At 59.6% G+C, this 24,831-nt stretch carries 24 protein-coding genes; 11 read left to right on the plus strand and 13 right to left on the minus strand.

Annotated elements, in window-relative coordinates:
- Window positions 1-31: 31 nt before the first annotated feature.
- Entirely contained in the window at window positions 32-553 is a 522-nt protein-coding gene (locus HFK74_RS01730; protein ID WP_020797958.1) for a DUF3617 domain-containing protein, read from the plus strand.
- A 72-nt stretch (window positions 554-625) separates the two neighbouring features.
- On the opposite strand, the gene HFK74_RS01735 is transcribed toward HFK74_RS01730, so the two are convergent.
- The 3 genes from HFK74_RS01735 to HFK74_RS01745 all read right to left on the minus strand — a co-directional run bounded on the left by HFK74_RS01735 (window position 626) and on the right by HFK74_RS01745 (window position 3,132).
- On the minus strand, window positions 626-1,516 hold the full coding sequence (locus HFK74_RS01735; RefSeq protein WP_180202102.1) for a His/Gly/Thr/Pro-type tRNA ligase C-terminal domain-containing protein: 891 nt from the start codon (window positions 1,514-1,516) through the stop codon (window positions 626-628).
- Between the two features lie 195 nt (window positions 1,517-1,711).
- Entirely contained in the window at window positions 1,712-2,608 is an 897-nt protein-coding gene (gene folE2 / locus HFK74_RS01740) for a GTP cyclohydrolase FolE2 (RefSeq protein ID WP_180202103.1), read from the minus strand.
- Window positions 2,609-2,754: 146 nt separating this feature from the next.
- Window positions 2,755-3,132 carry a glutamine synthetase gene (locus HFK74_RS01745; protein WP_180202104.1) on the minus strand — a complete coding sequence of 126 codons (378 nt, stop codon included), beginning with the start codon at window positions 3,130-3,132 and terminating at the stop codon, window positions 2,755-2,757.
- Between the two features lie 142 nt (window positions 3,133-3,274).
- Here HFK74_RS01745 and zigA point away from each other — a divergent pair, with 142 nt between their 5' ends.
- Window positions 3,275-4,480, plus strand: a complete 1,206-nt coding sequence (zigA, locus tag HFK74_RS01750; protein WP_180202105.1) for a zinc metallochaperone GTPase ZigA — start codon at window positions 3,275-3,277, stop codon at window positions 4,478-4,480.
- Window positions 4,481-4,483: 3 nt separating this feature from the next.
- Here zigA and HFK74_RS01755 read toward each other — a convergent pair whose 3' ends face one another.
- Window positions 4,484-4,840 carry an NADH:ubiquinone oxidoreductase gene (locus HFK74_RS01755; RefSeq protein ID WP_180202106.1) on the minus strand — a complete coding sequence of 119 codons (357 nt, stop codon included), beginning with the start codon at window positions 4,838-4,840 and terminating at the stop codon, window positions 4,484-4,486.
- Window positions 4,841-4,866: 26 nt separating this feature from the next.
- Here HFK74_RS01755 and HFK74_RS01760 point away from each other — a divergent pair, with 26 nt between their 5' ends.
- Window positions 4,867-5,832 carry a GTP-binding protein gene (locus HFK74_RS01760; RefSeq protein WP_180202107.1) on the plus strand — a complete coding sequence of 322 codons (966 nt, stop codon included), beginning with the start codon at window positions 4,867-4,869 and terminating at the stop codon, window positions 5,830-5,832.
- Between the two features lie 12 nt (window positions 5,833-5,844).
- Here the strand turns inward: HFK74_RS01760 and HFK74_RS01765 are convergent, their stop codons facing one another.
- Window positions 5,845-6,258 (minus strand): DUF3301 domain-containing protein, encoded by a 414-nt coding sequence (locus HFK74_RS01765; RefSeq protein WP_180202108.1) that lies wholly within the window; start codon window positions 6,256-6,258, stop codon window positions 5,845-5,847.
- 120 nt (window positions 6,259-6,378) lie between these two features.
- Between HFK74_RS01765 and pdxY the strand changes: the two genes are divergently transcribed.
- On the plus strand, window positions 6,379-7,251 hold the full coding sequence (gene pdxY, locus HFK74_RS01770; protein ID WP_180202109.1) for a pyridoxal kinase PdxY: 873 nt from the start codon (window positions 6,379-6,381) through the stop codon (window positions 7,249-7,251).
- Window positions 7,252-7,315: 64 nt separating this feature from the next.
- Here pdxY and HFK74_RS01775 read toward each other — a convergent pair whose 3' ends face one another.
- Complete coding sequence (locus HFK74_RS01775) at window positions 7,316-7,798, minus strand: acyl-CoA thioesterase (RefSeq protein ID WP_020797950.1); 483 nt, start codon at window positions 7,796-7,798, stop codon at window positions 7,316-7,318.
- A gap of 287 nt (window positions 7,799-8,085) precedes the next feature.
- Here HFK74_RS01775 and HFK74_RS01780 point away from each other — a divergent pair, with 287 nt between their 5' ends.
- Complete coding sequence (locus HFK74_RS01780; RefSeq protein ID WP_180202110.1) at window positions 8,086-9,849, plus strand: cation:proton antiporter; 1,764 nt, start codon at window positions 8,086-8,088, stop codon at window positions 9,847-9,849.
- A gap of 23 nt (window positions 9,850-9,872) precedes the next feature.
- Here HFK74_RS01780 and HFK74_RS01785 read toward each other — a convergent pair whose 3' ends face one another.
- The 4 genes from HFK74_RS01785 to uvrD all read right to left on the minus strand — a co-directional run bounded on the left by HFK74_RS01785 (window position 9,873) and on the right by uvrD (window position 14,237).
- The gene (locus HFK74_RS01785) at window positions 9,873-10,280 is read right to left on the minus strand and encodes an SMI1/KNR4 family protein (protein ID WP_003187120.1); all 408 of its coding nucleotides are present in this window, start codon (window positions 10,278-10,280) and stop codon (window positions 9,873-9,875) included.
- 138 nt (window positions 10,281-10,418) lie between these two features.
- Window positions 10,419-11,297: a Tim44 domain-containing protein gene (locus HFK74_RS01790; protein WP_180202111.1), complete on the minus strand. Its 879-nt coding sequence runs from the start codon at window positions 11,295-11,297 to the stop codon at window positions 10,419-10,421.
- A gap of 180 nt (window positions 11,298-11,477) precedes the next feature.
- Entirely contained in the window at window positions 11,478-11,918 is a 441-nt protein-coding gene (locus HFK74_RS01795; protein WP_180202112.1) for an EamA family transporter, read from the minus strand.
- A gap of 135 nt (window positions 11,919-12,053) precedes the next feature.
- Window positions 12,054-14,237 carry a DNA helicase II gene (uvrD, locus tag HFK74_RS01800; protein ID WP_180202113.1) on the minus strand — a complete coding sequence of 728 codons (2,184 nt, stop codon included), beginning with the start codon at window positions 14,235-14,237 and terminating at the stop codon, window positions 12,054-12,056.
- Between the two features lie 257 nt (window positions 14,238-14,494).
- On the opposite strand from uvrD, the gene HFK74_RS01805 reads away from it, so the two are divergent.
- Window positions 14,495-17,359, plus strand: a complete 2,865-nt coding sequence (locus HFK74_RS01805) for an EAL domain-containing protein (RefSeq protein WP_180202114.1) — start codon at window positions 14,495-14,497, stop codon at window positions 17,357-17,359.
- Window positions 17,360-17,430: 71 nt separating this feature from the next.
- Here the strand turns inward: HFK74_RS01805 and HFK74_RS01810 are convergent, their stop codons facing one another.
- The 3 genes from HFK74_RS01810 to aspA all read right to left on the minus strand — a co-directional run bounded on the left by HFK74_RS01810 (window position 17,431) and on the right by aspA (window position 20,787).
- Entirely contained in the window at window positions 17,431-17,745 is a 315-nt protein-coding gene (locus HFK74_RS01810) for a hypothetical protein (protein WP_180202115.1), read from the minus strand.
- Between the two features lie 210 nt (window positions 17,746-17,955).
- Window positions 17,956-18,960, minus strand: a complete 1,005-nt coding sequence (locus HFK74_RS01815) for an asparaginase (RefSeq protein ID WP_180202116.1) — start codon at window positions 18,958-18,960, stop codon at window positions 17,956-17,958.
- A gap of 402 nt (window positions 18,961-19,362) precedes the next feature.
- The gene (gene aspA, locus HFK74_RS01820) at window positions 19,363-20,787 is read right to left on the minus strand and encodes an aspartate ammonia-lyase (protein WP_008064537.1); all 1,425 of its coding nucleotides are present in this window, start codon (window positions 20,785-20,787) and stop codon (window positions 19,363-19,365) included.
- A gap of 180 nt (window positions 20,788-20,967) precedes the next feature.
- Here aspA and HFK74_RS01825 point away from each other — a divergent pair, with 180 nt between their 5' ends.
- The 5 genes from HFK74_RS01825 to HFK74_RS01845 all read left to right on the plus strand — a co-directional run bounded on the left by HFK74_RS01825 (window position 20,968) and on the right by HFK74_RS01845 (window position 24,754).
- The gene (locus HFK74_RS01825) at window positions 20,968-21,882 is read left to right on the plus strand and encodes a LysR substrate-binding domain-containing protein (protein WP_180202117.1); all 915 of its coding nucleotides are present in this window, start codon (window positions 20,968-20,970) and stop codon (window positions 21,880-21,882) included.
- Window positions 21,883-22,190: 308 nt separating this feature from the next.
- Window positions 22,191-22,682 carry a 5-(carboxyamino)imidazole ribonucleotide mutase gene (gene purE / locus HFK74_RS01830; RefSeq protein ID WP_007971731.1) on the plus strand — a complete coding sequence of 164 codons (492 nt, stop codon included), beginning with the start codon at window positions 22,191-22,193 and terminating at the stop codon, window positions 22,680-22,682.
- An 11-nt stretch (window positions 22,683-22,693) separates the two neighbouring features.
- Window positions 22,694-23,776 (plus strand): 5-(carboxyamino)imidazole ribonucleotide synthase, encoded by a 1,083-nt coding sequence (locus HFK74_RS01835; RefSeq protein ID WP_180202118.1) that lies wholly within the window; start codon window positions 22,694-22,696, stop codon window positions 23,774-23,776.
- Window positions 23,777-23,888: 112 nt separating this feature from the next.
- The gene (locus HFK74_RS01840) at window positions 23,889-24,134 is read left to right on the plus strand and encodes a GlsB/YeaQ/YmgE family stress response membrane protein (protein ID WP_008064532.1); all 246 of its coding nucleotides are present in this window, start codon (window positions 23,889-23,891) and stop codon (window positions 24,132-24,134) included.
- Between the two features lie 83 nt (window positions 24,135-24,217).
- The gene (locus tag HFK74_RS01845) at window positions 24,218-24,754 is read left to right on the plus strand and encodes a DUF3299 domain-containing protein (RefSeq protein WP_180202119.1); all 537 of its coding nucleotides are present in this window, start codon (window positions 24,218-24,220) and stop codon (window positions 24,752-24,754) included.
- The last annotated feature ends 77 nt before the right edge of the window (window positions 24,755-24,831 follow it).

Consider the following 24,831-nt stretch of genomic DNA (forward strand, 5'->3'; position numbering starts at 1 on the left):
CTAACGGCCACTACTGATCAGGAGTTACTCGATGAACGTTCGTCTTCTGGGTTTGGCCATGGCATTTGGTTTGGCACTTCCTGTGGCTGCTCAGGCGCAGATGCTTCAGCCAGGTTTGTGGGAATTGACCTCGAGCAACATGAAAGTCGACGACCAGAACCTGCCGGATCTGCAACTGATCCTGGGCCAAATACAAAGCCAGATGACCCCTGAACAGCGCGCGCAGCTGGAAAAACAGGGCATCACCATGGGTGGCAAAGGGATTCGGGCGTGCTTGACCCCAGAGCAGGTCAAGAGCGACAACATTCCGCTGACCGACCCGCAATCGGGCTGCAAACAGGAAATCACCGAGCGCACCGGTAACCAGTGGAAATTCCGCTTCAGCTGCCCGAAAGCGCAGGGCGCGGGTGTCGCCACCTTCCTCAGCGATCGCGAGTTCACCACCAAGGTCAATGGTACGTTCAACGCCACCGGCATCCAGCAGAAGGGTAGCCTCGATACCCGCGCGGTCTGGCTGGGACAGGACTGTGGCACCGTGAAGCCAAGAGCCTAAACGTTATCGGGCTAGCCTTGCTCTTGTTTTGCAGGAGCGAGGCTTGCCCGCGAAGACGTCCGTTCAGCCACCTCAAATCCCCGACTGACCCAACCACTCACACACCGCCTCAACCTTCATCCTGCCAAAATCCTCCCCGTTGCGATTGCGCACGCTGACAAACCCGCCAGCCTTTTCCTGTTCGCCGATCACCACCAGGTACGGCACTGTCTGGCTGTGATGCCGAATCTTGTGGCGAACTTTTTCGTTGCGCAGGTCCGCCAGGGCGCGTACGCCACTGCGGCGCAGGCGTTCGGTGACCGCGTGGGCGTAGCTCGTTTGTCGGTCATCCATGCTGACCACCACCACATGGGCCGGCAGGCGCCAATGCTGCAGCTCCTGGTGGCTCGACCAGCACGTGCCATAGATGCGTTGCTGCAAGGTACCGTTGATGTGATCGAGGGCAAACGCCTGCAAGACCCTGGTGGTCGGGACATGCGGGCCGCTCGTCAAATAGTCGGTGTCTGCGAGGCGATACAGCGACAGATCGGCGCAAGACGGGGAGTGACTGCGACTGCGGCGAATCGAATGGTTGGCCGCTGCCAATGATTGCATGCGCGCTTCGATCAGCGGCAAATCAGCGGCCTTGATTGGGCGCTCGACAGCGAACTCGCAATAGAAGCCGTCACCCAGCGCCGAGCCGGTTCGCAATTGAGCATGGGGATGCAATTGCTTGACCGCCATCGCCAGTATCAGCGAACAGGAGCGCCGGAGAATCTCCAGGCCGTCGGGCTCCTGGGGCGTAACGATACTGACCCTGGCATTGGCCCGGATCACGAACTCACAGTCTACCAACAGGCCGTCCACCCGACCCGCTACCGCAGCGTTGGCCAGCCCGGGGCCAATACTCGCGGCAACTTCATGCACGGAGAGCGGTTGATCGTATTCACGCAATGAACCATCGGGCAGAGTGATCTGGATCATGATTGTTGTTCTCGAATGCTTCGATCACATGCGTCAGCGGATTAACCTTAGATCCAAACCCTGGTCGCTGTCATGTAGACGTTTGTCGTGCCCGCTCAAAACTCTTTCTGCAAGGCCCTGTAGTCGCGCAGAAGAGTGATTGTCGATGCGCGACACATCCTTGGTCCATATCCCGGCGCAAAGCCTGGAAACGCATTATGCGACCTCCCAGTTCCAGCGACTTTCAGCGACGGCATCGTGGGCATGCAGGCTTTCAGCGTGGATAACGCGTATCTGGAAGCCGCTGATACCGGGTGAGCGTTTCAGGGCCAGGTTCAAGCGTCGAGCGGCGTCTTCGCAAAACATCAGGTTCTGCCCATTGGCCAAGGCGAACGCCTGTTCATCAGCGCGCTTGACTGCGGTCTGCACCGCGGTGCCGAGCGCCGCTTCGGCGTCGTTGATCACTGCGATCAGTGGCAACTCCTCTACACACTCGTGCAAACGCAGACTCAATTGCGCCGTGCTGCGTTGACTGTGGGGCGTTGCGACGATGCCTTCAGCGGAGCCGAGCCAAGCCAGCACCTCGGCGTGATGCAATGTCCGGTTGGCAAAATCATCGACGAATTGCTGCTGAATCAGTTGCCGGGAAAGCGCCGCTGAACAAGGACAGGTAGAGGAATAAGGCAGTGCGATTTTTAGTTCCACGTGGAACATCTGGTTTTTCAAACGGGCTTCGATGCTGACGGGATAGCTTTTCCAGCCGGCCAAGGGACTAAGCAGAGCTGGTCTTTTCAGCAGCATATCGGTGTGAATGATCAGGTAGGCGTTGTTTGATAGCCCGTCGTGACTGCTCAGGAAACTGTGCAAAACCCGTCGCAGCAGCTTGGGTGTGAGCGGCTCTTGCTCGAGCGTTTCCAGCGCCAGGTACAACCGTGACATATGAATACCGCGTGCCTCGCCGTTATCGAGACTCACGCCGGCATCGGCCGTTGCAGGCGATTTTTTGCCGTCGAGCAAAACAGGAAGAGCAATGCCACACATGCCCACCCACTCCAGTGGCAGGGCTTGGCGTGAGGCCTGCGTGGCGATGTCCGGCAGAGTCAGTGCGTTCATGAGAAGATCCAATGTGGAGGTCTTCGTGCAATGTTATATGATAACAATGCAGCAGCGATACCCTCTTCCCTGAATGGGCATCCCCATGAGCTCGCCATCGGCCAATAGCGTTATCGCTTTGGTGCAAGAACAAAAAAGTCCAGAGCTCAGCAACCCGCGAGACGGCTGCAGGTGAACTTGGCGCTGCTGCCGCCAGAGCTGGAAAACCGGTTGATCGTGGTCCAGCCGACACGTCGGTTATAGCCGACCCACGCTTCCCCATCGGAGGCTATGCCGGTGAAAAACGTCAGTTGACCGTAGCGGCTGTTGGTCTGTGCCCAATGCCGTTTCCCGACGGTTTCAAAGCCCCGTAAATACATCGTGCTACCGGCAGTGTTGACGCTGTAGGCGTTGCCTTCGCCATCCACACAGGCCAGCAGGTTGGCGCTGCGGGTGCAGTTGGCCAAGGGCTGATCTTGCGCCAGGGCGTCGACCGCAACGAACAGTGAAACGCTCAATAGCATTGATTTGAGGGCATGACGCATAGCGTTTCTCGGTAACGGGACAGGCTCCAGCATCCAGCCCTTTGTCTTGGTGGGCAAGAGGGAAGTGGCTTGCTTGCATTGTTATATTATAACATTAAATGCAGCCCGGCGATTTGACCGGGCACCCTGTGAGGAACCTCTGATGCCAAATCGCCTTCCCGTGACCGTCCTCTCGGGCTTTCTTGGGGCCGGAAAAAGTACACTTCTTAATTACATACTACGTAATAGAAATGGTTTGCGCGTTGCTGTCATCGTCAATGACATGAGTGAAATCAACATAGACGGCAGTGAGGTCCAGCGCGATGTCAGTCTCAATCGTGCGCAAGAGAAACTCGTAGAGATGAGCAACGGCTGCATTTGCTGCACGTTGCGTGAAGACTTGCTGAAGGAAGTCAGCTCGCTGGCCCGGGAGGGGCGTTTTGATTACCTGTTGATCGAATCAACCGGCATTTCAGAGCCGCTGCCAGTGGCGGAGACATTTACCTTTCGCGATGAAAACGGCCAGAGCCTCACCGACATCGCCCGGCTCGACACCATGGTCACCGTGGTCGATGGCATGAATTTCCTGCTCGACTTCCAGGCTGCCGAAACCCTGGCTTCCCGTGGCGAAACGCTGGGCGAGGAGGATGAGCGGGCGATAACTGATCTGTTGATCGAGCAGATCGAATTCGCCGACGTCATCCTGATCAGCAAGATCGACTTGATCAGCAGCCGCGAACGCGAGGAGCTGACGGCCATCCTCAAACGCCTTAACGCTCAGGCGCAGATCATCCCGATGGTCATGGGCGAAGTGCCGCTGGAGAAGATCCTCGATACCGGTCGCTTCGACTTCGAGAAAGCGGCGCAGGCGCCGGGCTGGTTGCAGGAGCTGCGCGGCGAGCATGTGCCGGAAACCGATGAATATGGCATCGCGTCCTACGCCTACCGCGCGCGTCGCCCGTTCCATCCGCAGCGCTTCTTCAATTTCATCGACGGCCCGTGGCTCAATGGCAAGCTGCTGCGCTCAAAGGGTTTCTTCTGGTTGGCGAGCAAACACACCGACGCCGGCAGCTGGTCCCAGGCCGGTGGGATGATGCGTTATGGTTTTGCCGGGCGCTGGTGGCGTTTCGTGCCGAAGGACCAGTGGCCGCAGGACGAGGAAAGCACAGCCGCCATCTTGAAGAACTGGGACGTTGATAGCGGGGATTGCCGGCAGGAGCTGGTGTTCATCGGCCAGGACATCGATTTCATGCAGCTTGCCGCCGAGCTTGCCGATTGCCTGTTGAGCGATGAGGAGATGGCGCTGGGAGCAGAGAGCTGGTGCTCGTTGCCTGATCCGTTCGGCCCTTGGTATGAAGAGGCCGCTTGACCCTCAAGGCTTGAGCCAGGTCCCCTGGCTCTGGGCTTCGCAAAACGGCTTCAAATACGCCGCATCCGTGGCGACGCCGTAATAGTGAATATCCTGCCGGTAAGGCATATTGGCGACTTGGGCGTTGCTGCACACGCCGAACGCCCCGCCAGGGCATTGGTCGACGTACTGCACCTCGACTTTCTGCCCTGCAAGGCTGGGCTGGCAGAAGCCTTCGGCAAAGAGTTTTTGCGGAATGTTGCGGTTTTGCTGGCAGACTTTCACGTCCAGCCGTTCCGCCTGGCTGTGGACCACGCAAGCCTGGGCCAGCGCCTCGCCGCTATTGAGCGCCAGCAGCAACGACATGCCTATCCACCGCATCCTTACCTCCCAAGACACCTTCGATCATGTTGCAGAACATACCCACCCATGTCATCGCCGGGCCGTTGGGGGCCGGCAAGACCAGCCTGATCAGGCACCTACTGGCGCAACGTCCCGCTGGCGAGCGTTGGGCGGTGTTGATCAATGAATTCGGGCAGATCGGTATCGATGCCGCGTTGCTGACCCGTGACGCCGATGGTATCGCACTGGGTGAAGTGGCCGGAGGCTGTTTGTGTTGCGTCAACGGTGCGCCGTTTCAGATCGGCCTCGGCCGACTGTTGCGCAAGGCGCGACCGGATCGACTGTTCATCGAGCCGTCCGGGCTGGGGCATCCGGCGCAGTTGCTCCGGCAGTTGCGTGACGCGCCGTGGCAGGGTGTCCTGAGTGTCCAACCCTGCGTCCTGGTACTGGACGCCCTGGCGCTTGCCGCTGGCAAGCCGCTACCGCCGGCGCAACAGGAGGCGCTGGAGAGTGCCGGCCTGTTGCTGATGAACAAGTCGGAACACCTTGATGAAACCGCTCGCCAACGCCTCGCCGCGCAGTTGCCGGTACGCCCGTTGTACTGGGCGCACCACGCAGCCTTGCCATTGAGCCAGTTGCCTGGCCTGGACGCTCAGGCGGTGGCGGGTGTGGATAACTTCGTGGCGCCCAAGGGGCTGGCGCAGTTGCCGGCGATCTGGACCGATCCGGCGTTGCCGATTTGCTTGAGCCAGGCACAGGAGGGCGGCTGGAGCATTGGTTGGCGCTGGCATCCAGGCCAGACCTTTGACACTGACAGGATCGATCGGTGGCTCGCAGGCCTTGAATGGCGGCGGGCCAAGTTGGTTATCCACGGCATCGAGGGCTGGGTGTCGGCGAATGCGCTGGATAACGCGGTGCTGGAATGGAAAAGCAGCGAATGGCGGCAAGATTCGCGGATTGAGCTTATTTTTAGTGAGTCGCAGGATGTCGAGGGGCTGAAAAGAGGCCTGGACGGCTGTCGCTTGGGGTGAAGATCAAACGACTCAAGGCCGCCACTTGGTATGTTCCTGGCGCCACTGGCTCAATTCGATCACCTCGGCACGTGGCTTGACCACGTCGACCACCGAGGGGGTGTCGTCGAATGGCACGGGATAAGGCGCCAGCTCGATCTGTGCGCTGTGCGGGCCGAATTGTGTGATGGTACCGTTGTGGCGGGTTTCGCCCGTCACGGTGAATTCGAAGTTATACACACGGGCCAATCGTCGCCGGCCATTGGCATCCTTGATGAAGGCGATTTTTTTCAATGCCACGTTGCCATCCAGCAGCTCGATCCCGAGCTTGGCGCAATGCTGCTTGACCCGCTCGAGTGCGTGTTCGCGCAAGCCGTGGTTGTGCCAAAGCCAGGCACCCGCGGTAGCGAACAGCATCAGCACTAGAATATTTCCGAGGGTCAGCATCAACAGGGCGCTCCAACAAGATAGTGTCAGCTTAACTGTGTCGCCGGTCTGTCGTACAGGCTGCGTTTAGTCGCATACTGCGTGGCTCGAATTTCAATCGTTTTACGGATAACTCACCGCATGAAACGTACGCCCCATCTGCTCGCTATCCAGTCCCACGTGGTGTTCGGTCACGCCGGCAACAGTGCCGCGGTTTTCCCGATGCAGCGGGTCGGGGTGAATGTCTGGCCGCTCAACACCGTGCAGTTCTCCAATCACACCCAGTATGGCCAATGGGCGGGTGAGGTGCTGGCGCCGCACCAGATTCCCGATCTGGTCGACGGTATCGCGGCCATTGGCGAGCTGGGCAATTGCGATGCGGTACTGTCCGGCTACCTCGGCAGTGCAGCCCAGGGCAGGGCGATACTGACGGGCGTGGCGAAGATCAAATCGATCAATCCCAAGGCGCTGTACCTGTGTGACCCGGTGATGGGCCATCCGGAGAAGGGCTGCAGCGTCCCGGCGGAAGTCAGTGATTTTCTGCTGGAGGAGGCTGCCAGCGTGGCCGACTTCATGTGCCCCAATCAACTGGAGCTCGACAGCTTCTCGGGACGCAAGCCGCAGTCGCTGTTCGATTGCCTGGCGATGGCGCGTGCGCTGCTGGCACGCGGGCCGAAGGCGGTGCTGGTCAAACACCTAGATTACCCTGGAAAAAAGGCGGATGTCTTCGAGATGTTGCTGGTGACGGCCGAAGGCAGCTGGCATCTGCAGCGTCCGCTGCTGGCGTTTCCGCGTCAGCCGGTGGGAGTTGGCGACCTGACGTCGGGGTTGTTCCTGGCTCGTGTCCTGCTGGGCGACAGCCTGGTGGCGGCTTTCGAATTCGCAGCGTCGGCGGTGCATGAGGTGTTGCTGGAAACCCAGGCCTGCGCCAGTTACGAGATGGAACTGGTTCGGGCTCAGGACCGGATCGCCCATCCGCGGGTGCGGTTCGAGGCAACCCCTATCAGTTTGTAATCCGGTTACGGCTAAAAAGATCGCAGCCTTCGGCAGCTTCTACAAAAGGCTGCGATCCTTTGCTTTAAGCGTCGCCCTTGATTTCCTGATAACGCTTTTCCAGCTCCTGACGAATCTGACGGCGTTGTTGGGCCTGCATATAACGGCGCTTGTCTTCGCTGTTTACAGGTTGCAGCGGCGGCACCGGCGCGGGCTTGCGCTGGTCATCCACCGCAACCATGGTGAAGAAGCAGCTGTTGGTATGGCGTACCGAGCGCTCACGGATATTCTCGGTCACCACCTTGATGCCCACCTCCATGGAGGTGTTGCCGGTGTAATTGACCGACGCCAGGAAGGTCACCAGTTCACCGACATGGATCGGCTCGCGGAAAATCACCTGGTCTACCGACAGGGTCACCACGTAGCGGCCGGCATAGCGGCTGGCGCAGGCATAAGCGACTTCGTCGAGGTACTTGAGCAGGGTGCCACCATGAACATTGCCAGAGAAATTGGCCATGTCGGGGGTCATCAATACTGTCATCGACAGCTGGGCGTTTCCGGGTTCCATAGCGATCTCACGGGTCGAGGCAAGGTTTGAGGGACGCACCTCTGCGGGCGCTTCAGCGGTTTTTTTCAAACCAACAGATATCGGGACGCCACGCGGACGACCGCCGTCACGCCTAATCGATCTGTTTCCATATATTGCACCGCCTTTGCGCCGGAAGTCGCGGTGTTACCCTGCAAAAGCCCAGACCAAGGGAATAGTCCTACACGAGAAGCAGATTTTTACACTGCTCAAATCGGAGACTTCCTGCGTCCGGTGATCAAGCCATTGCACCCAAGGAGCCCCACGCCATGCATGCCATCAGTTTTATTCAGGATCTGGCAGTGATCATGTTGGTCGCAGGCGTGGTGACCGTACTTTTCCATCGGTTCAAGCAACCGGTGGTGCTGGGCTACATTGTGGCCGGCTTCATCATTGGCCCGCACACTCCGCCGTTCGGCCTGATCCACGACGAAGAAACCATCAAGACTCTGGCGGAGTTGGGGGTGATTTTCCTGATGTTCTGCCTGGGCCTGGAGTTCAGCCTGCGCAAGCTGTTCAAGGTCGGTGCCACGGCGTTTATCGCGGCGTTCCTGGAAATCGTTCTGATGATCTGGATCGGCTACGAAATCGGCCGCTGGTTCGATTGGAACACCATGGACTCGCTATTCCTCGGGGCGATCCTGGCCATTTCCTCGACCACCATCATCGTCAAGGCGCTCAATGACCTGAAGATGAAAAACCAGCGCTTTGCGCAGTTGATATTCGGCGTACTGATCGTCGAAGACATCCTGGGTATCGGCATCATCGCCTTGCTGTCGAGTATCGCGGTCAGCGGCACGGTCAGTTCGGGCGAAGTGTTCTCCACTGTCGGCAAGCTCTCGCTGTTCATGATCGTCGCGCTGGTCATTGGCATCTTGCTGGTGCCGCGCCTGTTGGCCTACGTGGCCAAGTTCGAAAGCAACGAAATGCTGCTGATCACCGTGCTGGGCCTGTGTTTTGGTTTCTGCCTGCTGGTGGTCAAGCTTGAGTACAGCATGGTGCTCGGTGCGTTCCTGATTGGCGCGATCATGGCGGAGTCGCGACAGTTGCTGAAAATCGAGCGCCTGATCGAGCCGGTTCGCGACCTGTTCAGTGCGATTTTTTTTGTCGCCATCGGCTTGATGCTCGACCCCATGATATTGCTGCAATACGCCTGGCCAATTGCGGTGATCACCGTGGCGGTGGTGCTCGGCAAGATGCTGTCCTGTGGCCTTGGTGCCTTTATCGCCGGCAACGACGGACGTACCTCGTTGCGCGTCGGGATGGGGCTGTCGCAGATTGGCGAATTCTCTTTCATCATTGCAGCGCTGGGCATGACCCTGCAGGTCACCAGTAACTTCCTTTACCCGGTGGCCGTGGCGGTCTCGGTGCTTACCACGCTGATGACGCCCTATCTGATCCGCGCAGCCGACCCGCTGTCGATCAAACTGGCCGCGGTGATGCCGCAACGGCTGGCTCGGGTGTTGGGGATGTATGGCGAATGGCTGCGCAGCATCCAGCCGCAGGGCCAGGGTGCGTTGCTGGCTTCGATGATTCGGCGGATTTTGCTGCAGGTGGGGGTCAATCTGGCATTGGTGATCGCGATCTTCTTCGCGGGCGCCTACTTCGCCGAAGGCATGTCCACTTACCTGCAAGACTGGATCAGCGACCCGAGCTGGCAGAAAGCGTTGATCTGGGGCGGGGCGCTACTGCTGTCGCTGCCCTTCCTGATTGCCGCGTATCGCAAGCTCAAGGCGCTGTCGATGTTGCTGGCGGAAATGGGCGTCAAACCGGAGATGGCGGGCCGTCACACGCAGCGAGTGCGCCGGGTGATCTCCGAAGTGATCCCGATCCTCTCGCTGCTGGTGATTTTCCTGCTGTTGGCAGCCTTGTCGGCCAGTATTCTGCCGACCAACAAGTTGCTGGTCCTGATCGCCGTGGTTGCGGCCGCCGTGGCAGCACTGCTCTGGCGCTGGTTCATCCGAGTGCACACCCGGATGCAGGTGGCCTTGCTCGATACCCTGGAAAACCACAAGGATTCGCCGGGGCATTGATCATGTGAGGGGCGTCGAACGGCTCAGCTTTCCAGCCAGACGTCCCGCGCCCAGTGCCAGACCGATTCCCAGGTTTCTTCGGCGATCAGCTCTTCTTCGGCCTGCCAAAGCACCACGGTGCCGTCTTCTTCGACGCAGTAGTAGTCGTCGCCGTCCTGGCAGATCGGGATCAGGCTGCGATCGACGCCGGCATCCCAGGCGTTGGCGGCTACGTCCGGCAGGTAGGTGTGGGATTGCGGGTCAGTGACGGTGACCGGCTCCAGGCTGCCATAGACCACGTCGCTGACGGTCAGCAGGAACTCTCTGAAGACGAACGGAATGTCGATGAACAGCTGTTCTTCGATTTCGACCAGCAGATCTTCGTCGGGCAACTCCAAGGGGACCGGTACCGGTTCGTTGGCTTCACGCAGTTGTTCGATGATTTCTTCCACGTCCGGGATCCTCTTGCTTGTATGGCGCGGTTTATATGGGGCGGTTTATACAGTAGCTCGCTATAGATGCAACCGCGAAATAGAAAACCCCAGCCGAGGCTGGGGTTTTTATTACAGCAAATGAAGCGCGGAGGGGAATCAGCCGTTCTGGCGGATACCGGCCACCAGCCAAGGCTGGTTTTCGCCCTGTGCACGTTCCATGTTCCAGCTTTCGCTGAATACTTCACCCTGGTCGAAACGCGAGGTTTTCGACACGCCGCTGAAGGTCAGGGTGGCGATGGTCTTGTCGGCGCGATCATCCACACCGTCCAGTTGCACATTGAGGTTATCAATGTAGGTGGACTGGAAGCCGTCACCCAGGTCAGCACGTTCGCGCTTGAGGAATTCCAGCATTTGCGGGGTCACGAACTCGGCGATCTTGTCCATTTCGTTCGCGTCCCAGTGTTGCTGCAGGGACTGGAAGTGATTGCGCGCGGCTTCGATGAAGTTGTGTTCGTTGAACCAGGCTGGAGCATTGATTACCGGACGAGCGGCAACCGGTGCTGCCGCGCCGCCGAAGATCGAACCGCCAGCAGGCTTGGGTTCGAACGCTTCACGTTGCATCGGCGCGTAGCCTGCCGGAGCCATTTGCGGCTGCTGCTTGCGACGACGAGCGGCGATGAAGCGGAAGACCAGGAACGCGATGACCGCCATGATCAGGATGTCGAAGATCTGCATGCCCTGGAAACCGTCGCCCATGAACATGGAGGCCAGCAGGCCACCGGCTGCGATGCCGGCCAGAGGGCCGAGCCAGCGCGAAGCGCCACCGGCCTTGGCTGCGGCGCCAGCGGCACCGGCTGCACCAGCGGTCGCTGCAGCGCCGCCCATGCCTGGAGAAGAAGGAGCCATCTGGCTGGTCTGGTGTGTCGGCGCAGCGCCTGCGCTTTTGCCACCACCAAAGCGCTTGGCGGCATTGGCGTCGAGGCTCATCGTCAAGCCGATGCACAACGCCATGGCGATGCTAAGAAAACGTTTCATAAAGGGAATTCCCATTTGTGGAAGGCACGCGCGCCATGTTGCACAGCTGAAGTGTTACTGGCTAGCGGCAGAGTGTTTCGAGCTTTTGCCTGACAGGTTGCATTCAGCTTCAGTCAGCGCAATAGGGCTTGTTAACTTTGGTCTGTAGGAAAAGTGGATAAGTTCTGTAGGAAAGGGCATCTAGCGTCGCAGCGCGAGCATGATGACGCCCGCCGTGATCAGGCCGATCCCACTCCATTGGCGCAGATCGAGCCTTTCGCCCAGCAGGACCACACCCAGCACGGCCACCAACACCACGCTGAGTTTGTCCACGGGGGCGACCAGTGAGGCCGGGCCGACCTTTAGTGCACGGAAGTAGCAAATCCACGACGCACCGGTGGCCAGTCCCGACAACAACAGGAACAGGTAGCTCCTGGCAGAGATCGATCCTAAAGACTGATATTGGCCCGTGGCGTACAAAATCAAGGCCAGGCTGACCAGTACCACCACGGTGCGTAACAGGGTGGCGAAGTCTGAATTGATGTTTTCGATGCCGATCTTCGCGAAAATGGCGGTCATTGCCGCGAAGGCTGCGGATAGCAGGGCCCAGAATGTCCAGGAAGAAAAGAAGCCTGAGCCCATGAATACCTCTCCGATGATCGCTCCCACGCTCCGCGTGGTAGCGCCGCCATGGACGCTCTGCGTCCACTGTGACGCAGAGCGTCACGGGATGCATTCCCACGCGGAGCGTGGGAACAATCAATAGTCAGTGCGACCTTAAATAGCTTCCAGCTTGGCGTAACCCAGCATCAGCCACTTGCTGCCTTCGCTGAAGTTAACCTGCACCCGAGCCGCCGCCCCGGCACCTTCGAAGTTGAGGATCACACCGTCACCGAAGATCGAGTGGCGTACCGTCTGGCCCAGGCTGAAGCCGGTCTGCGGAATTTCGCTGCCGCTGAACAGGTTGCTGCCACTCATCGACTGGTTGCCGCCATACGGACGGCTGACGCTGTTGGACAGCCGCACTTCCTGAATCAGGCCCTTGGGCACTTCGCGTACGAATCGCGAAACCTTGTTGTAGGTCTCGCTGCCGTATAGGCGTCGGGTTTCAGCATAGGTCATCACCAGGTTCTGCATGGCCCGCGTGATGCCGACATAGGCCAGGCGACGCTCTTCCTCAAGACGGCCGGGTTCTTCCAGGCTCATCTTGTGCGGGAACAGGCCTTCTTCCATGCCCACCAGGAACACATAGGGGAATTCCAGGCCCTTGGCGCTGTGCAGGGTCATCAATTGAATGCTGTCTTCGTGTTCGTCGGCCTGGGTATCGCCGGCTTCCAGCGAGGCGTGACCGAGGAAGGCCGCCAGTGGCGTCAGGTCCTCGTCCTCTTCGCTGTTTTCGAAGTTGCGCGCCGCGCTGACCAGTTCCTCAAGGTTTTCTACCCGGGCCTGGCCCTTCTCGCCTTTTTCCGCTTCGTGATAGGCGATCAGTCCCGATTGTTCGATGACGGTCTGGGTCATCAGGTGCAATGGCATTTCCATGCACTTGGCGGCAAGGTTCTCGATCAACTCGATAAATGCGCCCAGCGCGCTGGCTGCCCGGCCGGTAACGCCTTTATTGGCCACCAGCAGGCGCATGGCTTCCCACATCGACACATCGCTGTGGCGGGCGTGGTCGCGGATCGCTTCGACGGTTTTCTCGCCGATGCCCCGGGCCGGCACGTTGATCACCCGTTCCAGCGCGGCATCGTTGCCACGGCCTTCGAGCAGGCGCAGGTAGGCCATGGCGTTCTTGATTTCTGCACGTTCGAAGAAGCGCTGGCCGCCGTAGATGCGATACGGAATGCGCTCGCGCAGCAAGGCTTCTTCCAATACGCGCGATTGGGCGTTGGAGCGGTACAGAATCGCGATATCACTGCGAGTCAAGCCGGTTTTCAGCGCACTTTCGATGGTTTCGACAACGTAGCGAGCTTCATCGTGTTCGTTGAACGCGGCGTACAGGTTGATCGCTTCGCCGTCGCCGCCATCGGTCCACAACTCTTTGCCCAAACGCCCGGTGTTGTTGGCGATCAGGGCGTTGGCAGCCTTGAGGATGCCGGCGGTGGAGCGATAGTTCTGCTCCAGGCGAATGGTTTCAGCGTCCGGGAAGTCTTCGGAATACTGGTAGATGTTCTCGATTTTCGCGCCACGCCAGCCATAGATCGACTGGTCGTCGTCGCCGACCACCATCAGGCTATCGCCACCTTTGGCCAGCAGGCGCAACCAGGCGTACTGCACGGCGTTGGTGTCCTGGAACTCGTCCACCAGGATGTGCCGGAAGCGCTTCTGATAGTGCGCCAGCAGGCCCGGGTGATCGCGCCACAGGTCGAGCGCGCGCAGCAGCAACTCGGAGAAGTCGATCACGCCGGCGCGCAGGCAGGCGGCCTCGTAGGCTTCATAGATGCCGCGCATGGTTGCCAGGAACAGGTCGCCGCTGGCCTGGATGTGTTGCGGGCGCAGGCCTTCGTCTTTCTGTCCGTTGATGAACCATTGGGCCTGGCGGACGGGCCAGCGCTGTTCGTCCAGGCCGAGTTCGCGGATCACCCGCTTGACCAGGCGTTGCTGGTCGTCGCTGTCGAGAATCTGGAAGGTCTGGCTCAAGCCTGCTTCCTGCCAGTGCGCCCGCAACAAGCGGTGCGCCAGGCCGTGGAAGGTACCCACCCACATGCCAGCCGGGTTGATACCCATCAGTTGCTCGATGCGCTGGCGCATCTCGGCAGCAGCCTTGTTGGTGAAGGTCACCGACAGGATGGAGTGGGGCGAGGCGTTTTCGACCTGGATCAACCAGGCGATACGGTGCACCAGCACTCGGGTTTTACCGGAACCAGCACCGGCCAGGACCAACTGACGACCCACGGGGGCAGCTACGGCCTGGCGTTGGGCATCGTTGAGGGAGTTCAGCAGAAGGGAGAGATCATCGCGCATCGGGGCATTCTATGGGGCTGCGTCACCACGGGCAAACCCCGCTTCGTTTTAGCCGATGAAAGTTACGCGCGGGACGACCGGTCAGTCATCGGTTGCAATCGTTTGCCGGCCCCGTCTGACGGCATTTTGCCACTGCTGACGGCTGATACTTTGGTCTGTTTTTTGATCAGGAGCAGTTTGGTCCGGGCATTGGCTTGTGTATGCTCCGTCCACGTTTCGGGCACATGCTCATCATTATAAGAACAAGAACACTGCCTATGACCCTCAGCATCGACCTGTCGGGCCCTACTGTGGAGCCCCGGGTGATCCGTAAACAATTCGCCATGGAAATGGCGGTCGAACGCACGCGTCTGCTGTATCAGGGTTCCTTGCTGCCCACGCTGTTCATGTTGATCAATGGCCTGGTATGCGCCGGATTGCTCTGGAGTCCGCAGCGTTATTTCCTGGTCAGTGTCTGGCTGGTGTGGTTGCTGTCGCTGGTCGCATTGCGGGTGATCCAGGTGGCGGCCTTCGATTCGGCGATTCCCAACCGCCAGGCGCATCCGATCTGGCGCCGCATGTTTTTACTGGGTTCCGGGCTCACCGGCCTGACCCTGGCCGGTGCCGGCATTGCCCTGGTTCCCGCCGATAACTTCATTCAACAAGCGTGGGTGTTCGGCCTGATCGGTGCCGCAGCGCTGTCGGCCAGTGTGGCCTACGCGGTGAGTTTGCCGGCGTTCCTGTCCTTCACCTTGCCCTGCCTGTTGCCGGCCATTGCCTATATGTTCTGGGGTGGGGACGAGCACGGTTGGGGCTGGTTCGGCCTGATTCTGCTGGGTGCGCTGAGTGTGGTCGCCTGGCAGGTGAATCGGTTGATCGATCGCGGCCTGTTGCGACGCTTCCAGAATCAGGCGCTGATCGAGAATCTGCAGCAGGCGCAGAACTGCAGCGACCAGCTCAATCAGAAGCTGGCCAGGGAGATCGATCAGCGTCGACGTGCCGAAGACGAATTGCGCGAAATCCAGGTCGACCTGGAAAACCGTGTCGCCCAGCGCAGTCTGGAGCTGGAGGCGGCCAGCCAGGCGCTGAGCCAGAGTGAGGCGCGCCTGGCGCTGGCATTGAAGGCCAGCGAGCTGGGGTTGTGGGACTGGAACCTGCAAACCGACGAAGTCCATCACACACATATCCTGGAACTTTTTGGCCTGGCGCCGGAACAGGTAACGGCATTACTGCGCCACCTTAAACCACGCCTGCACCCCGACGATCTTCCTGCACTGAAAAGGGCGCTGGTCGAGCATTTGAAAGGCCGCACCGAGGATTACCAGATCGAGTACCGCGTGCGGCATGGCGATGGCCACTGGGTGTGGATCGAGGACCGCGGGCGGGCGGTGGAGCGCGCCGATAACGGCCGGGTGATTCGCATGGTGGGCACGCGGCGCGATATCAGTGTCGGCAAGGCCCAGGAAGAACAACTGCAGTTGGCGGCGACGGTGTTCGAGGCGGCCAGCGAAGGCATCGTGATTTTCGATCCGAATTACGCCCTGATCGCGGTCAATCAAGCCTTCAGCCGGGTGACCGGCTATGAAATCGAGGAAATTTTGGGGCGTAAAGTGGTCGATTTGCCCTGCAGTCGCGATGCTCGTCGGCATTACGGTGCGATCCATCAAGCGCTGGAGCAGCACGGCAGTTGGCAGGGGGAGCTGGTCGAAACCCGCAAGAATGGCGAAATGTATCCGCAATGGCTGCAATTGACCGCAGTGCGCGATGCTCGGGGAAAAGTCAGTCATATCGTGGGCTTTTTCGCGGATCTCTCGGCACGACGAGAATCCGAAGAGCGCATGCGCTACCTGACCCATCACGACGAACTCACGGGCCTGGCCAATCGCTCGATGTTCCGCGAACGGCTGAGCGAGGCGCATCAGCGTGTGCGTCAGGGCGGGTATCGCAGCCTGGCGTTGTTGCACATCAACCTGGATCGCTTCAAGCAGCTCAACGACAGCCTGGGTCATGAGGTGGCCGATCAACTATTGCAGAAGATGGCCCGGCGCCTGGTCAACGCATTGCCCGAGGCAGACACCATCGCACGTTTGTCCGGCGATGAATTCGCCGTGCTGTTCAATGCCTATGGCAACCTTTCCAGTCTGGCGCGGGTGGCGACTCGCTTGTCGGCCAAATTGCGTTTGCCGCTGACCGTCGAGGGGCATGAGCTGGTGGTCAGTGCATCCATGGGCATCAGCCTGTTGCCAGACAACGCCCGGGAAATATCCGCATTGGTCAGTCAGTCGAACATGGCCATGCAGCACGCCAAGCATTTGGGCGGCAACAATTTCCAGTTCTACACCGATAGCCTGCAAGCCAGCACCCTGGAGCGCCTGCAGCTGGAAAATCACCTGCGTAAAGCGGTCGAAGAGAAGCAGCTGAAGGTGTTTTACCAACCGAAACTGTGCCTCGCCACGGGCAAGCTCAATGCCGCCGAGGCCCTTGTGCGCTGGGACCACCCGACCATGGGACGTGTGCCGCCGGGGGATTTCATCGGTCTGGCGGAGGAGACCGGGTTGATCGGCCCGATCGGCGAATTCGTCTTGCGCCAGGCCTGCTGGCAAGCCTGCGAGTGGCAGCGCCTGGGGCTCGAGGGGATCCGGGTGTCGGTCAATCTGTCGGTGCATCAATTGCGCCAGGGCAAGCTGGTCAGCCTGGTGCGCCAGGTGCTGGAAGAAACCGGGCTGGCACCGCATTACCTGGAGCTGGAACTGACCGAAAGCCAGCTGCTCGACAGTGTCGAGCACATTATCGCGACGTTCCAGCAACTGCGTGATTTGGGGGTGAAGTTGGCGATCGACGATTTCGGCACCGGGTATTCGTCCCTGAGCTACCTCAAGCGCATCCCGGTGGATTACGTGAAGATCGATCAGGCGTTTATCCGGGGGCTGGGAGAGGGTACGGAAGACGCGGCGATCACCCGGGCGATCATTGCGATGGCGCACGGCTTGAAATTGAAAGTGGTGGCTGAAGGCGTGGAACGGCAGGAGCAGCTTGAGTTTTTGAAAGCTGAGCGTTGTGACGAAGTGCAGGGCTATCTGATCAGTCGGCCGGTTGAGGCCGATGCCCTGGCGGGTTTGCTACAAGCGCAATGCGTAACGTGAGCGACGAGGTTTCCCGCCAGGCACCTGGTGTGTCTGGCGGGAAGTTCTACAGCGCGGAATAAATGCGGCGCTTAGTGGGTAATCAGTACTTTATCGATATGGTGCAGCAATTTGCCTTCGTAGAAGATGCTGACGCCGGTGACATTCGAGTTGCCCATTTTTTTGTATTCGACAAACTTGTCTGTTACGACCTGCAGCGAAATATCGTTGGAATGTTCAAGTTGCAATTCCAGGCGTAAATCAAAGGATTTGTCTTGCATTGCACTCATGACCAGTTTTGGCGTAATTCCCGTGTGGGCAACCGTTACGGTGCCAAAAGTGCGGAAAGAGGCTGCGCCGGGCATTCGGTCGATTTGTGCGGTCCAGTCTTTGGTTTTAATGCTCATGATATGTAACTCCTGTAATCAAGTTTAGTTGCATCCTGCCAGAGCAAGATATCTAACTGGACTTTCATTTGGGAGTTATAGTTGCATTGTATTTGTAAGGTTGTATGAAGTTTGGCTGTAAGTGCGGATTGTTCGGTAAGTTTACCGCGGCTCAAGTTCTCGAAAAAACCTGGAGAGACTTGAGCGCGCTAATTGCGTGGATTTGATGTATCAGGCGAGCTCGCCACACAGGTCCAGTTCAACAAGCCGCCGTACCTCAGCGGTTTCAACTCCTGCACCCAGCAAGCCATGCAGCTTGCCAAACGCCGCTTCACGGGTCATGCCGCCACCTGAAAGCACGCCGGCAACCCGCAAACGACTACCCGCCTCATAGACATCCAGCTCTACGCCACCCTCGTGGCACTGCGTGACTGCCACCACCACGACTCCCGTGTCCCGTGCCTTTTCCAGGCTGGCAAGGAATCCCGGATTGTCGCTCGGTCCAGTACCGCTGCCGTAGCACTCCAGCACCAGGCCCTGGATACCGCTATCGATCAGGCCGTTCAGAATTTCGGCGCCGATGCCGGGAAACAACGGCAGCACCGCGACGTTCGACAGTTTCCTGGGTTGGTTGTAATTCAGTTGCGCCGGAATCGAGGGCGCTTTGACACCACCACCCTGACGTTCCAGTCGCTTGAAAGGATGTCGGCCGAAACTGCGCACTTTGGCGCAACGGGTCGGGTCCAGCAGTTCGCCGTGGAAATACAAGTGCACACCCGACGCCAGGCCTTGGCCCAATGCAACCAGCGCGCCGCCGAGGTTTTCCCAGGCATCGCTGTCGGCGACGCCGGCCGGCAGCATCGAGCCGGTAAAGCAAACGCGGGCGTGCAGGCCGAGCAGTTGAAAACTCATGGCGGCGGCGCTGTAGGCGAGGGTGTCTGTGCCGTGCAGGATCAGCACGCTGTCGCAGCCCTGGACATCCACGGCATCGACCACTGCTTCACGCAGTTGCTGCCAATACGCCGGGGTCATGTTGGCGCTGTCGATCAGCGGCGACATCTCGCGAAAGCGCCATTGCGGTACCACGAGATCAGGCTGGCTGTGCAGGTACTCACGCATCCGCGCTTCGAAACCGGATGCCGGCGCCAGGCCGTGGGCGCTGGCCTGCATGCCGATGGTGCCGCCGGTGTAGAGCACCATGACGTGCTGGGCGGCAGGGTAGGTCGAGGAATTCATGGAGGCACTCCGAGAACGATGATTTCCTGTGTGGGAGCGGGCTTGTTCGCGAAGATGGAGTGTCAGGCGACATTAATGTTGCCAGATACACCGCTTTCGCGGGCAAGCCCGCTCCCACATGGGGTTTCGCACTTTAACCGATCAGCGATGCGCTGCGGGTACGCCTTGCGTGGCACCGGGGGCCTGTAGGAGCGAGCTTGCTCGCGAAGGCGTTTTTTCAGGCACATTCATGTTGAATGTGCCTCCGTCTTCGCGGGCAAGTCGAATCGTCGAACCGCCACTCCTACAGGGCTCTCGGTGTTTTCAAAAAATAAAAAAAAGGGCCTGGAGAGTGATCTCCAGGCCCTCAAAAGGTGAGAGGTGTCTAGTCCCTCGACCTGGTGAGCGGTGCTACAGCGTTGGTTAAGCCTTCAGAGGCACCAGACGCGGGGCAATCATGTTTTCCGGGCGCAGGATGTCGGCGAGCATGGCTTCGTCGAGCAGACCTTCTTCGCGCACCAGTTCCAGCACGCCGCGGCCGCTTTCAAGGGCGATACGGGCGATGCGGGTGGCGTTTTTGTAGCCGATGTACGGGTTCAGTGCGGTGACCAGACCGATCGAGTGTTCGACCAGTTCACGGCAGCGCGCTTCGTTGGCGGTGATGCCGACGATGCAGTGTTCGCGCAGCATGTCCATGGCGCGTTGCAGCAGGCGGATCGAGTCGAGGATCTTGAAGGCGATCAGCGGCTCCATCACGTTCAGTTGCAGTTGGCCGCCTTCGGCTGCCATGGTCAGCGCCAGGTCGTTACCGATGACTTGGAAGGCCACCTGGTTCACGGCTTCCGGGATCACCGGGTTGACCTTGCCTGGCATGATCGAGCTGCCTGGCTGACGCGCTGGCAGATTGATTTCGTTGATGCCGGTGCGTGGGCCGCTGGACAGCAGGCGCAGGTCGTTGCAGATCTTCGACAACTTGACCGCGGTGCGCTTGAGCATGCCGGAGAACAGCACGAAGGCGCCCATGTCGGAGGTGGCTTCGATCAGGTCGGCGGCTGGAACCAGCGGTTGACCGCTGATCAGGGCCAGACGCTGTACGGCCAGGGCCTGATAGCGCGGGTCGGCGTTGATGCCGGTGCCGATCGCGGTGCCGCCCAGGTTCACTTCGGTCAGCAGTTCCGGAGCCAGCGTCTTCAGACGGGCCAGGTCTTCGCCCATGGTGGTGGCGAAAGCGCGGAACTCTTGACCCAGGGTCATCGGCACGGCGTCTTGCAGCTGGGTACGGCCCATCTTCAGGACATGGTTGAATTCTTCACCCTTGGCCGCGAATGCCTGAATCAGGCTGTCGAGGCTGGCCAGCAGCGTGTCATGACCCAGCAACAGACCCAGGCGGATCGCCGTCGGGTAGGCGTCGTTGGTCGACTGCGCCATGTTCACGTCGTCGTTCGGGTGCAGGTACTGATATTCGCCTTTCTGGTGACCCATGGCCTCCAGCGCGATGTTGGCGATGACTTCGTTGGCATTCATGTTGGTTGAAGTGCCAGCGCCGCCTTGAATCATGTCCACCACGAACTCTTCGTGGAAGTCGCCGCGGATCAAACGTGCACAGGCTTCGCTGATGGCAGCGTGCTTGGCTTCGCTCAGGTGACCCAACTCGCGGTTGGCGTCAGCGGCGGCCTGTTTGACCATGGCCAGACCGACAACCAGTTTCGGGTAGTGCGAAATCGGAACGCCTGAAAGGCGGAAGTTATTCACCGCTCGCAGGGTCTGGATACCGTAATACGCTTGAGCCGGTACTTCGAGAGCGCCAAGCAGGTCATTTTCTGTGCGGAATGATGCAGCGGAGGACATGATAGAAATCATCTCAATATGGACCCGGGCTGTGCCGGAACACTGCAAATGCTAGGCTTGTGGAGAATTTTGGGCCAATGCTGTTAAACACTGGCCTATGCACATTCGGCATAATGCCCGTGTGACGCCGTGTTGACGGCGAGCGTGTGACCTAAATTGGTGCGTGTCCGGGAGGACGTGATGAATCTGGAAAGTAAATGGCTGGAGGACTTCAGTGCCCTGGCCGCCACCCGCAGCTTCTCCCAGGCAGCGGAACGCCGCTTCGTGACTCAACCGGCCTTTAGCCGCCGAATCCGCAGCCTCGAAGCCGCGCTGGGATTGACCCTGGTCAACCGTTCGCGCACGCCGGTCGAGCTGACGGCGGCGGGGCAGTTGTTCCTCGTCACGGCGCGTACTGTGGTCGAACAGCTCGGCGAAGTACTGCGCCACCTGCATCATCTGGAAGGCGGGCAGGGCGAAGTGATGCAAGTCGCGGCGGCGCACTCACTGGCGCTGGGATTTTTCCCGCGCTGGATCGCGCAATTGCGCAATGAGGGCCTGAACATCGCCACGCGACTGGTCGCCACCAACGTGGGCGATGCGGTGCATGCGTTGCGCGAAGGTGGATGCGACCTGATGCTGGCGTTCTATGACCCGGATGCGGCCATGCAGATGGACCCGGAAATCTTTCCTTCCTTGCACCTTGGGCACACCGAAATGCTCCCGGTGTGCGCGGCAGATGAGCAGGGAAACCCCCTGTTCGATCTGGAGGGCGAGGCCAGCGTGCCGTTGCTGGCCTATAGCGCGGGCGCGTTTCTCGGGCGTTCGGTCAATGGATTGCTGCGCCAGCGCGCGCTGCGCTTTACTACGGTGTATGAAACGGCCATGGCCGACAGCCTGAAAAGCATGGCACTGGAAGGGCTGGGAATTGCCTGGGTCCCGCAACTGAGTGTGCGCGCCGAACTGGCACGCGGTGAGTTGGTGGTCTGTGGCGGTCCGCAGTGGCATGTGCCGCTGGAGATTCGTTTGTACCGCTGCGCGTTGGTGCGCAAAGCCAACGTGCGGTTGTTGTGGCGCAAGCTGGAGGGCGGGGCAGCGCAGGGCACGACCAATTAACGATGCCTTTGTAGGAGCACAGCTTGCTGGCGATGGCGTCTTCGAAATCGCCATCGCCAGCAAGCTGTGCTCCTACAGGGGGCGGGGCGATGGCGAGTATTTCTACTGACCTGAAAGTCAATAAAACCGGTGCTTTGCGCCGTTTGACAGATGGTCGCAATGGGGGCTGTTTATCTGCCTCATTGAGGTATACTGCGCGGCCTTCGGCCGGTTCGCCTGGCCATAATTCGTACAATCAAGCCACGCATTCTGCGTGGCTTGTTGTTTTTTGATGCGCCTGCGGGCGCCCAGAGAGAAGAGGCACGACGATGAGTGCATTGGTTGGCGTGATCATGGGCTCCAAGTCCGATTGGTCCACCCTTAGCCACACCGCCGATATGCTGGAAAAGCTCGGCATCCCTTACGAGGTGAAAGTGGTCTCTGCCCACCGCACCCCGGACCTGCTGTTCCAGTACGCTGAAGAAGCCGAGGCGCGTGGCATCGAGGTGATCATCGCCGGTGCCGGTGGTGCAGCCCACTTGCCTGGCATGTGTGCGGCCAAGACCCACCTGCCGGTGCTGGGCGTGCCGGTGCAGTCGGCGATGCTCTCGGGCGTCGATTCCCTGCTCTCGATCGTACAGATGCCAGCAGGCATCCCGGTTGCCACCCTGGCCATCGGCAAGGCCGGCGCGATCAACGCAGCCCTGCTGTCGGCGAGTATCCTGGGCGCCAAGCACCCGCAGTTCCACGCGGTGCTGAAAACCTTCCGTGCTGAGCAGACAGACAGCGTCCTGGAAAATCCAGACCCACGCATCGCCTGAGGTTGTTGACGATGAAGATCGGTGTAATCGGTGGCGGCCAGTTGGGTCGCATGTTGGCGCTGGCGGGTACTCCGCTGGGTATGAACTTCGCTTTCCTCGACCCGGCGCCGGACGCGTGTGCCGCCGCGTTGGGCGAACACCTGCGAGCCGATTACGGCGACCAGGATCACCTGCGCCAGCTGGCCGATGAAGTCGATCTGGTGACCTTCGAGTTCGAAAGCGTTCCGGCGGAAACCGTGGCGTTCCTCTCGCAGTTCGTGCCGGTTTACCCGAGCGCCGAAGCCCTTCGTATTGCCCGCGATCGCTGGTTCGAAAAGAGCATGTTCAAGGACCTGGGGATTCCGACCCCGGCGTTCGCCGACATTCAGTCCCAGGCTGACCTGGACGCTGCCGTAGCTTCCATCGGTCTGCCCGCCGTGTTGAAAACCCGCACCCTGGGTTACGACGGCAAGGGCCAGAAAGTCCTGCGCACACCTGAAGATGTCGTTGGCACTTTCGCCGAGCTGGGCAGTGTGGCTTGCCTGCTGGAAGGTTTCGTACCTTTCACCGGCGAAGTCTCGCTGATCGCCGTGCGTGCCCGCGATGGCGAAACCCGGTTCTATCCGCTGGTACACAACACCCACGACAGCGGCATCCTCAAGCTGTCCGTGGCTAGCACCGATCATCCGTTGCAAGCCTTGGCCGAAGATTATTCCAGCCGGGTGCTCAAGCAGCTGAATTATGTTGGCGTGATGGCGTTCGAGTTCTTTGAAGTCGACGGTGGCCTGAAAGCCAACGAAATCGCCCCGCGTGTGCACAACTCCGGGCACTGGACCACTGAAGGCGCCGAGTGCAGCCAGTTCGAAAACCACCTGCGGGCGGTTGCCGGTCTGCCGCTGGGTTCGACCGCCAAGGTCGGCGAAAGCGCGATGCTGAACTTCATCGGTAAAGTGCCGGAGACTGAAAAAGTCCTGGCCATCGCCGATTGCCATCTGCATCACTATGGCAAGGCGTTCAAGGTCGGCCGCAAAGTCGGTCACGCCAACCTGCGTTGTGCAGACCGCGAAACGCTGGCCGCGCAGATCCTCAAGGTCGAAGCGCTCATCGCCGAGTAAAACAGTTTCATGTGGCAGCGGCGGAACCATTGCGGGACCGCCGTTCTCTCATGGCAGGATGCCAAAGTCTGACTAGGCTTTGGCATAGCCACTTCATTCAGAGGGAAATGCCATGGGAATTATCGGAACCATCTTTATCGGCTTGATCGTTGGCCTGCTGGCTCGGTTCCTGAAACCGGGCGATGACAGCATGGGCTGGATCATGACCATCCTGCTCGGTATCGGCGGTTCGTTGGCAGCCACTTACGGCGGCCAGGCCCTGGGTTTCTATCAAGCGGGTGAAGGCGCAGGCTTCATCGGGGCACTGGTGGGCGCCGTCATCTTGCTGGTGATCTACGGCCTGATCAAAAAGAACTGATCCAAGCGACAAAGTCCTCTCGGCTGTGCAGTCCGGGAGGACTAGAATGCTCGGCGATTTCCTTAACCCTACCGGGCATTTTCATGCGACGTCTTCTGCTGACTCTTGTTTTACTGAGTTCGGGCCTTGCCCATGCCGGCGAACTGCCGGAAACCGACTGGCTCGAACTGATGCCCAAGTCGGACCAGAAAGCCCTCGAGGCCATGCCCGAAATCGACCACGACTCCCCGGAAGCCAATGGCACCTTCACTGAAAAAGGTGGCATGAAGCAGAGCAAGGGGTTGCCTGCGGTGATGTATTCAACCAAGACCGTAGCGTCGATGAACGACAAGGACATCCGTATCGGTGGTTATCCGGTACCCCTGGAGTCCGATGCCAAGGGCCGCAGCACGCTGTTTTTCCTGGTGCCATACCCGGGGGCCTGCATCCATGTACCGCCGCCACCACCCAATCAACTGGTGCTGGTGCGTTATCCCAAGGGCTTGAAGCTGGCTGATATCTACACGCCGCTGTGGGTGACCGGCACGCTGAAGATCGAGAAGGTCAGCAATGACCTGGCGGATGCGGCGTATGCGCTGGATGCGGCGAAGGTGAGGGTGGTGCAGGAGTCGGATTTGTAGAAACTCAAACCTGTGGGAGCGAGCCAGCTCGCGAATAGGCCATCACATTCAACATCTCTGTTGACTGTCATGCCGTC

It is taken from the genome of Pseudomonas sp. SbOxS1, from assembly GCF_013416725.1.
GTDB lineage: Bacteria > Pseudomonadota > Gammaproteobacteria > Pseudomonadales > Pseudomonadaceae > Aquipseudomonas.

Coding starts and splice junctions, on each gene's coding strand:
- HFK74_RS01730 (WP_020797958.1), top strand. CDS start 32: ATGAACGTTCGTCTTCTGGGTTTGGCCATGGCATTTGGTTTGGCACTT.
- HFK74_RS01735 (WP_180202102.1), bottom strand. CDS start 1,516: ATGATCCAGATCACTCTGCCCGATGGTTCATTGCGTGAATACGATCAA.
- folE2 (WP_180202103.1), bottom strand. CDS start 2,608: ATGAACGCACTGACTCTGCCGGACATCGCCACGCAGGCCTCACGCCAA.
- HFK74_RS01745 (WP_180202104.1), bottom strand. CDS start 3,132: ATGCGTCATGCCCTCAAATCAATGCTATTGAGCGTTTCACTGTTCGTT.
- zigA (WP_180202105.1), top strand. CDS start 3,275: ATGCCAAATCGCCTTCCCGTGACCGTCCTCTCGGGCTTTCTTGGGGCC.
- HFK74_RS01755 (WP_180202106.1), bottom strand. CDS start 4,840: ATGCGGTGGATAGGCATGTCGTTGCTGCTGGCGCTCAATAGCGGCGAG.
- HFK74_RS01760 (WP_180202107.1), top strand. CDS start 4,867: ATGTTGCAGAACATACCCACCCATGTCATCGCCGGGCCGTTGGGGGCC.
- HFK74_RS01765 (WP_180202108.1), bottom strand. CDS start 6,258: ATGCTGACCCTCGGAAATATTCTAGTGCTGATGCTGTTCGCTACCGCG.
- pdxY (WP_180202109.1), top strand. CDS start 6,379: ATGAAACGTACGCCCCATCTGCTCGCTATCCAGTCCCACGTGGTGTTC.
- HFK74_RS01775 (WP_020797950.1), bottom strand. CDS start 7,798: ATGGAACCCGGAAACGCCCAGCTGTCGATGACAGTATTGATGACCCCC.
- HFK74_RS01780 (WP_180202110.1), top strand. CDS start 8,086: ATGCATGCCATCAGTTTTATTCAGGATCTGGCAGTGATCATGTTGGTC.
- HFK74_RS01790 (WP_180202111.1), bottom strand. CDS start 11,297: ATGAAACGTTTTCTTAGCATCGCCATGGCGTTGTGCATCGGCTTGACG.
- HFK74_RS01795 (WP_180202112.1), bottom strand. CDS start 11,918: ATGGGCTCAGGCTTCTTTTCTTCCTGGACATTCTGGGCCCTGCTATCC.
- uvrD (WP_180202113.1), bottom strand. CDS start 14,237: ATGCGCGATGATCTCTCCCTTCTGCTGAACTCCCTCAACGATGCCCAA.
- HFK74_RS01805 (WP_180202114.1), top strand. CDS start 14,495: ATGACCCTCAGCATCGACCTGTCGGGCCCTACTGTGGAGCCCCGGGTG.
- HFK74_RS01810 (WP_180202115.1), bottom strand. CDS start 17,745: ATGAGCATTAAAACCAAAGACTGGACCGCACAAATCGACCGAATGCCC.
- HFK74_RS01815 (WP_180202116.1), bottom strand. CDS start 18,960: ATGAATTCCTCGACCTACCCTGCCGCCCAGCACGTCATGGTGCTCTAC.
- aspA (WP_008064537.1), bottom strand. CDS start 20,787: ATGTCCTCCGCTGCATCATTCCGCACAGAAAATGACCTGCTTGGCGCT.
- HFK74_RS01825 (WP_180202117.1), top strand. CDS start 20,968: ATGAATCTGGAAAGTAAATGGCTGGAGGACTTCAGTGCCCTGGCCGCC.
- purE (WP_007971731.1), top strand. CDS start 22,191: ATGAGTGCATTGGTTGGCGTGATCATGGGCTCCAAGTCCGATTGGTCC.
- HFK74_RS01835 (WP_180202118.1), top strand. CDS start 22,694: ATGAAGATCGGTGTAATCGGTGGCGGCCAGTTGGGTCGCATGTTGGCG.
- HFK74_RS01840 (WP_008064532.1), top strand. CDS start 23,889: ATGGGAATTATCGGAACCATCTTTATCGGCTTGATCGTTGGCCTGCTG.
- HFK74_RS01845 (WP_180202119.1), top strand. CDS start 24,218: ATGCGACGTCTTCTGCTGACTCTTGTTTTACTGAGTTCGGGCCTTGCC.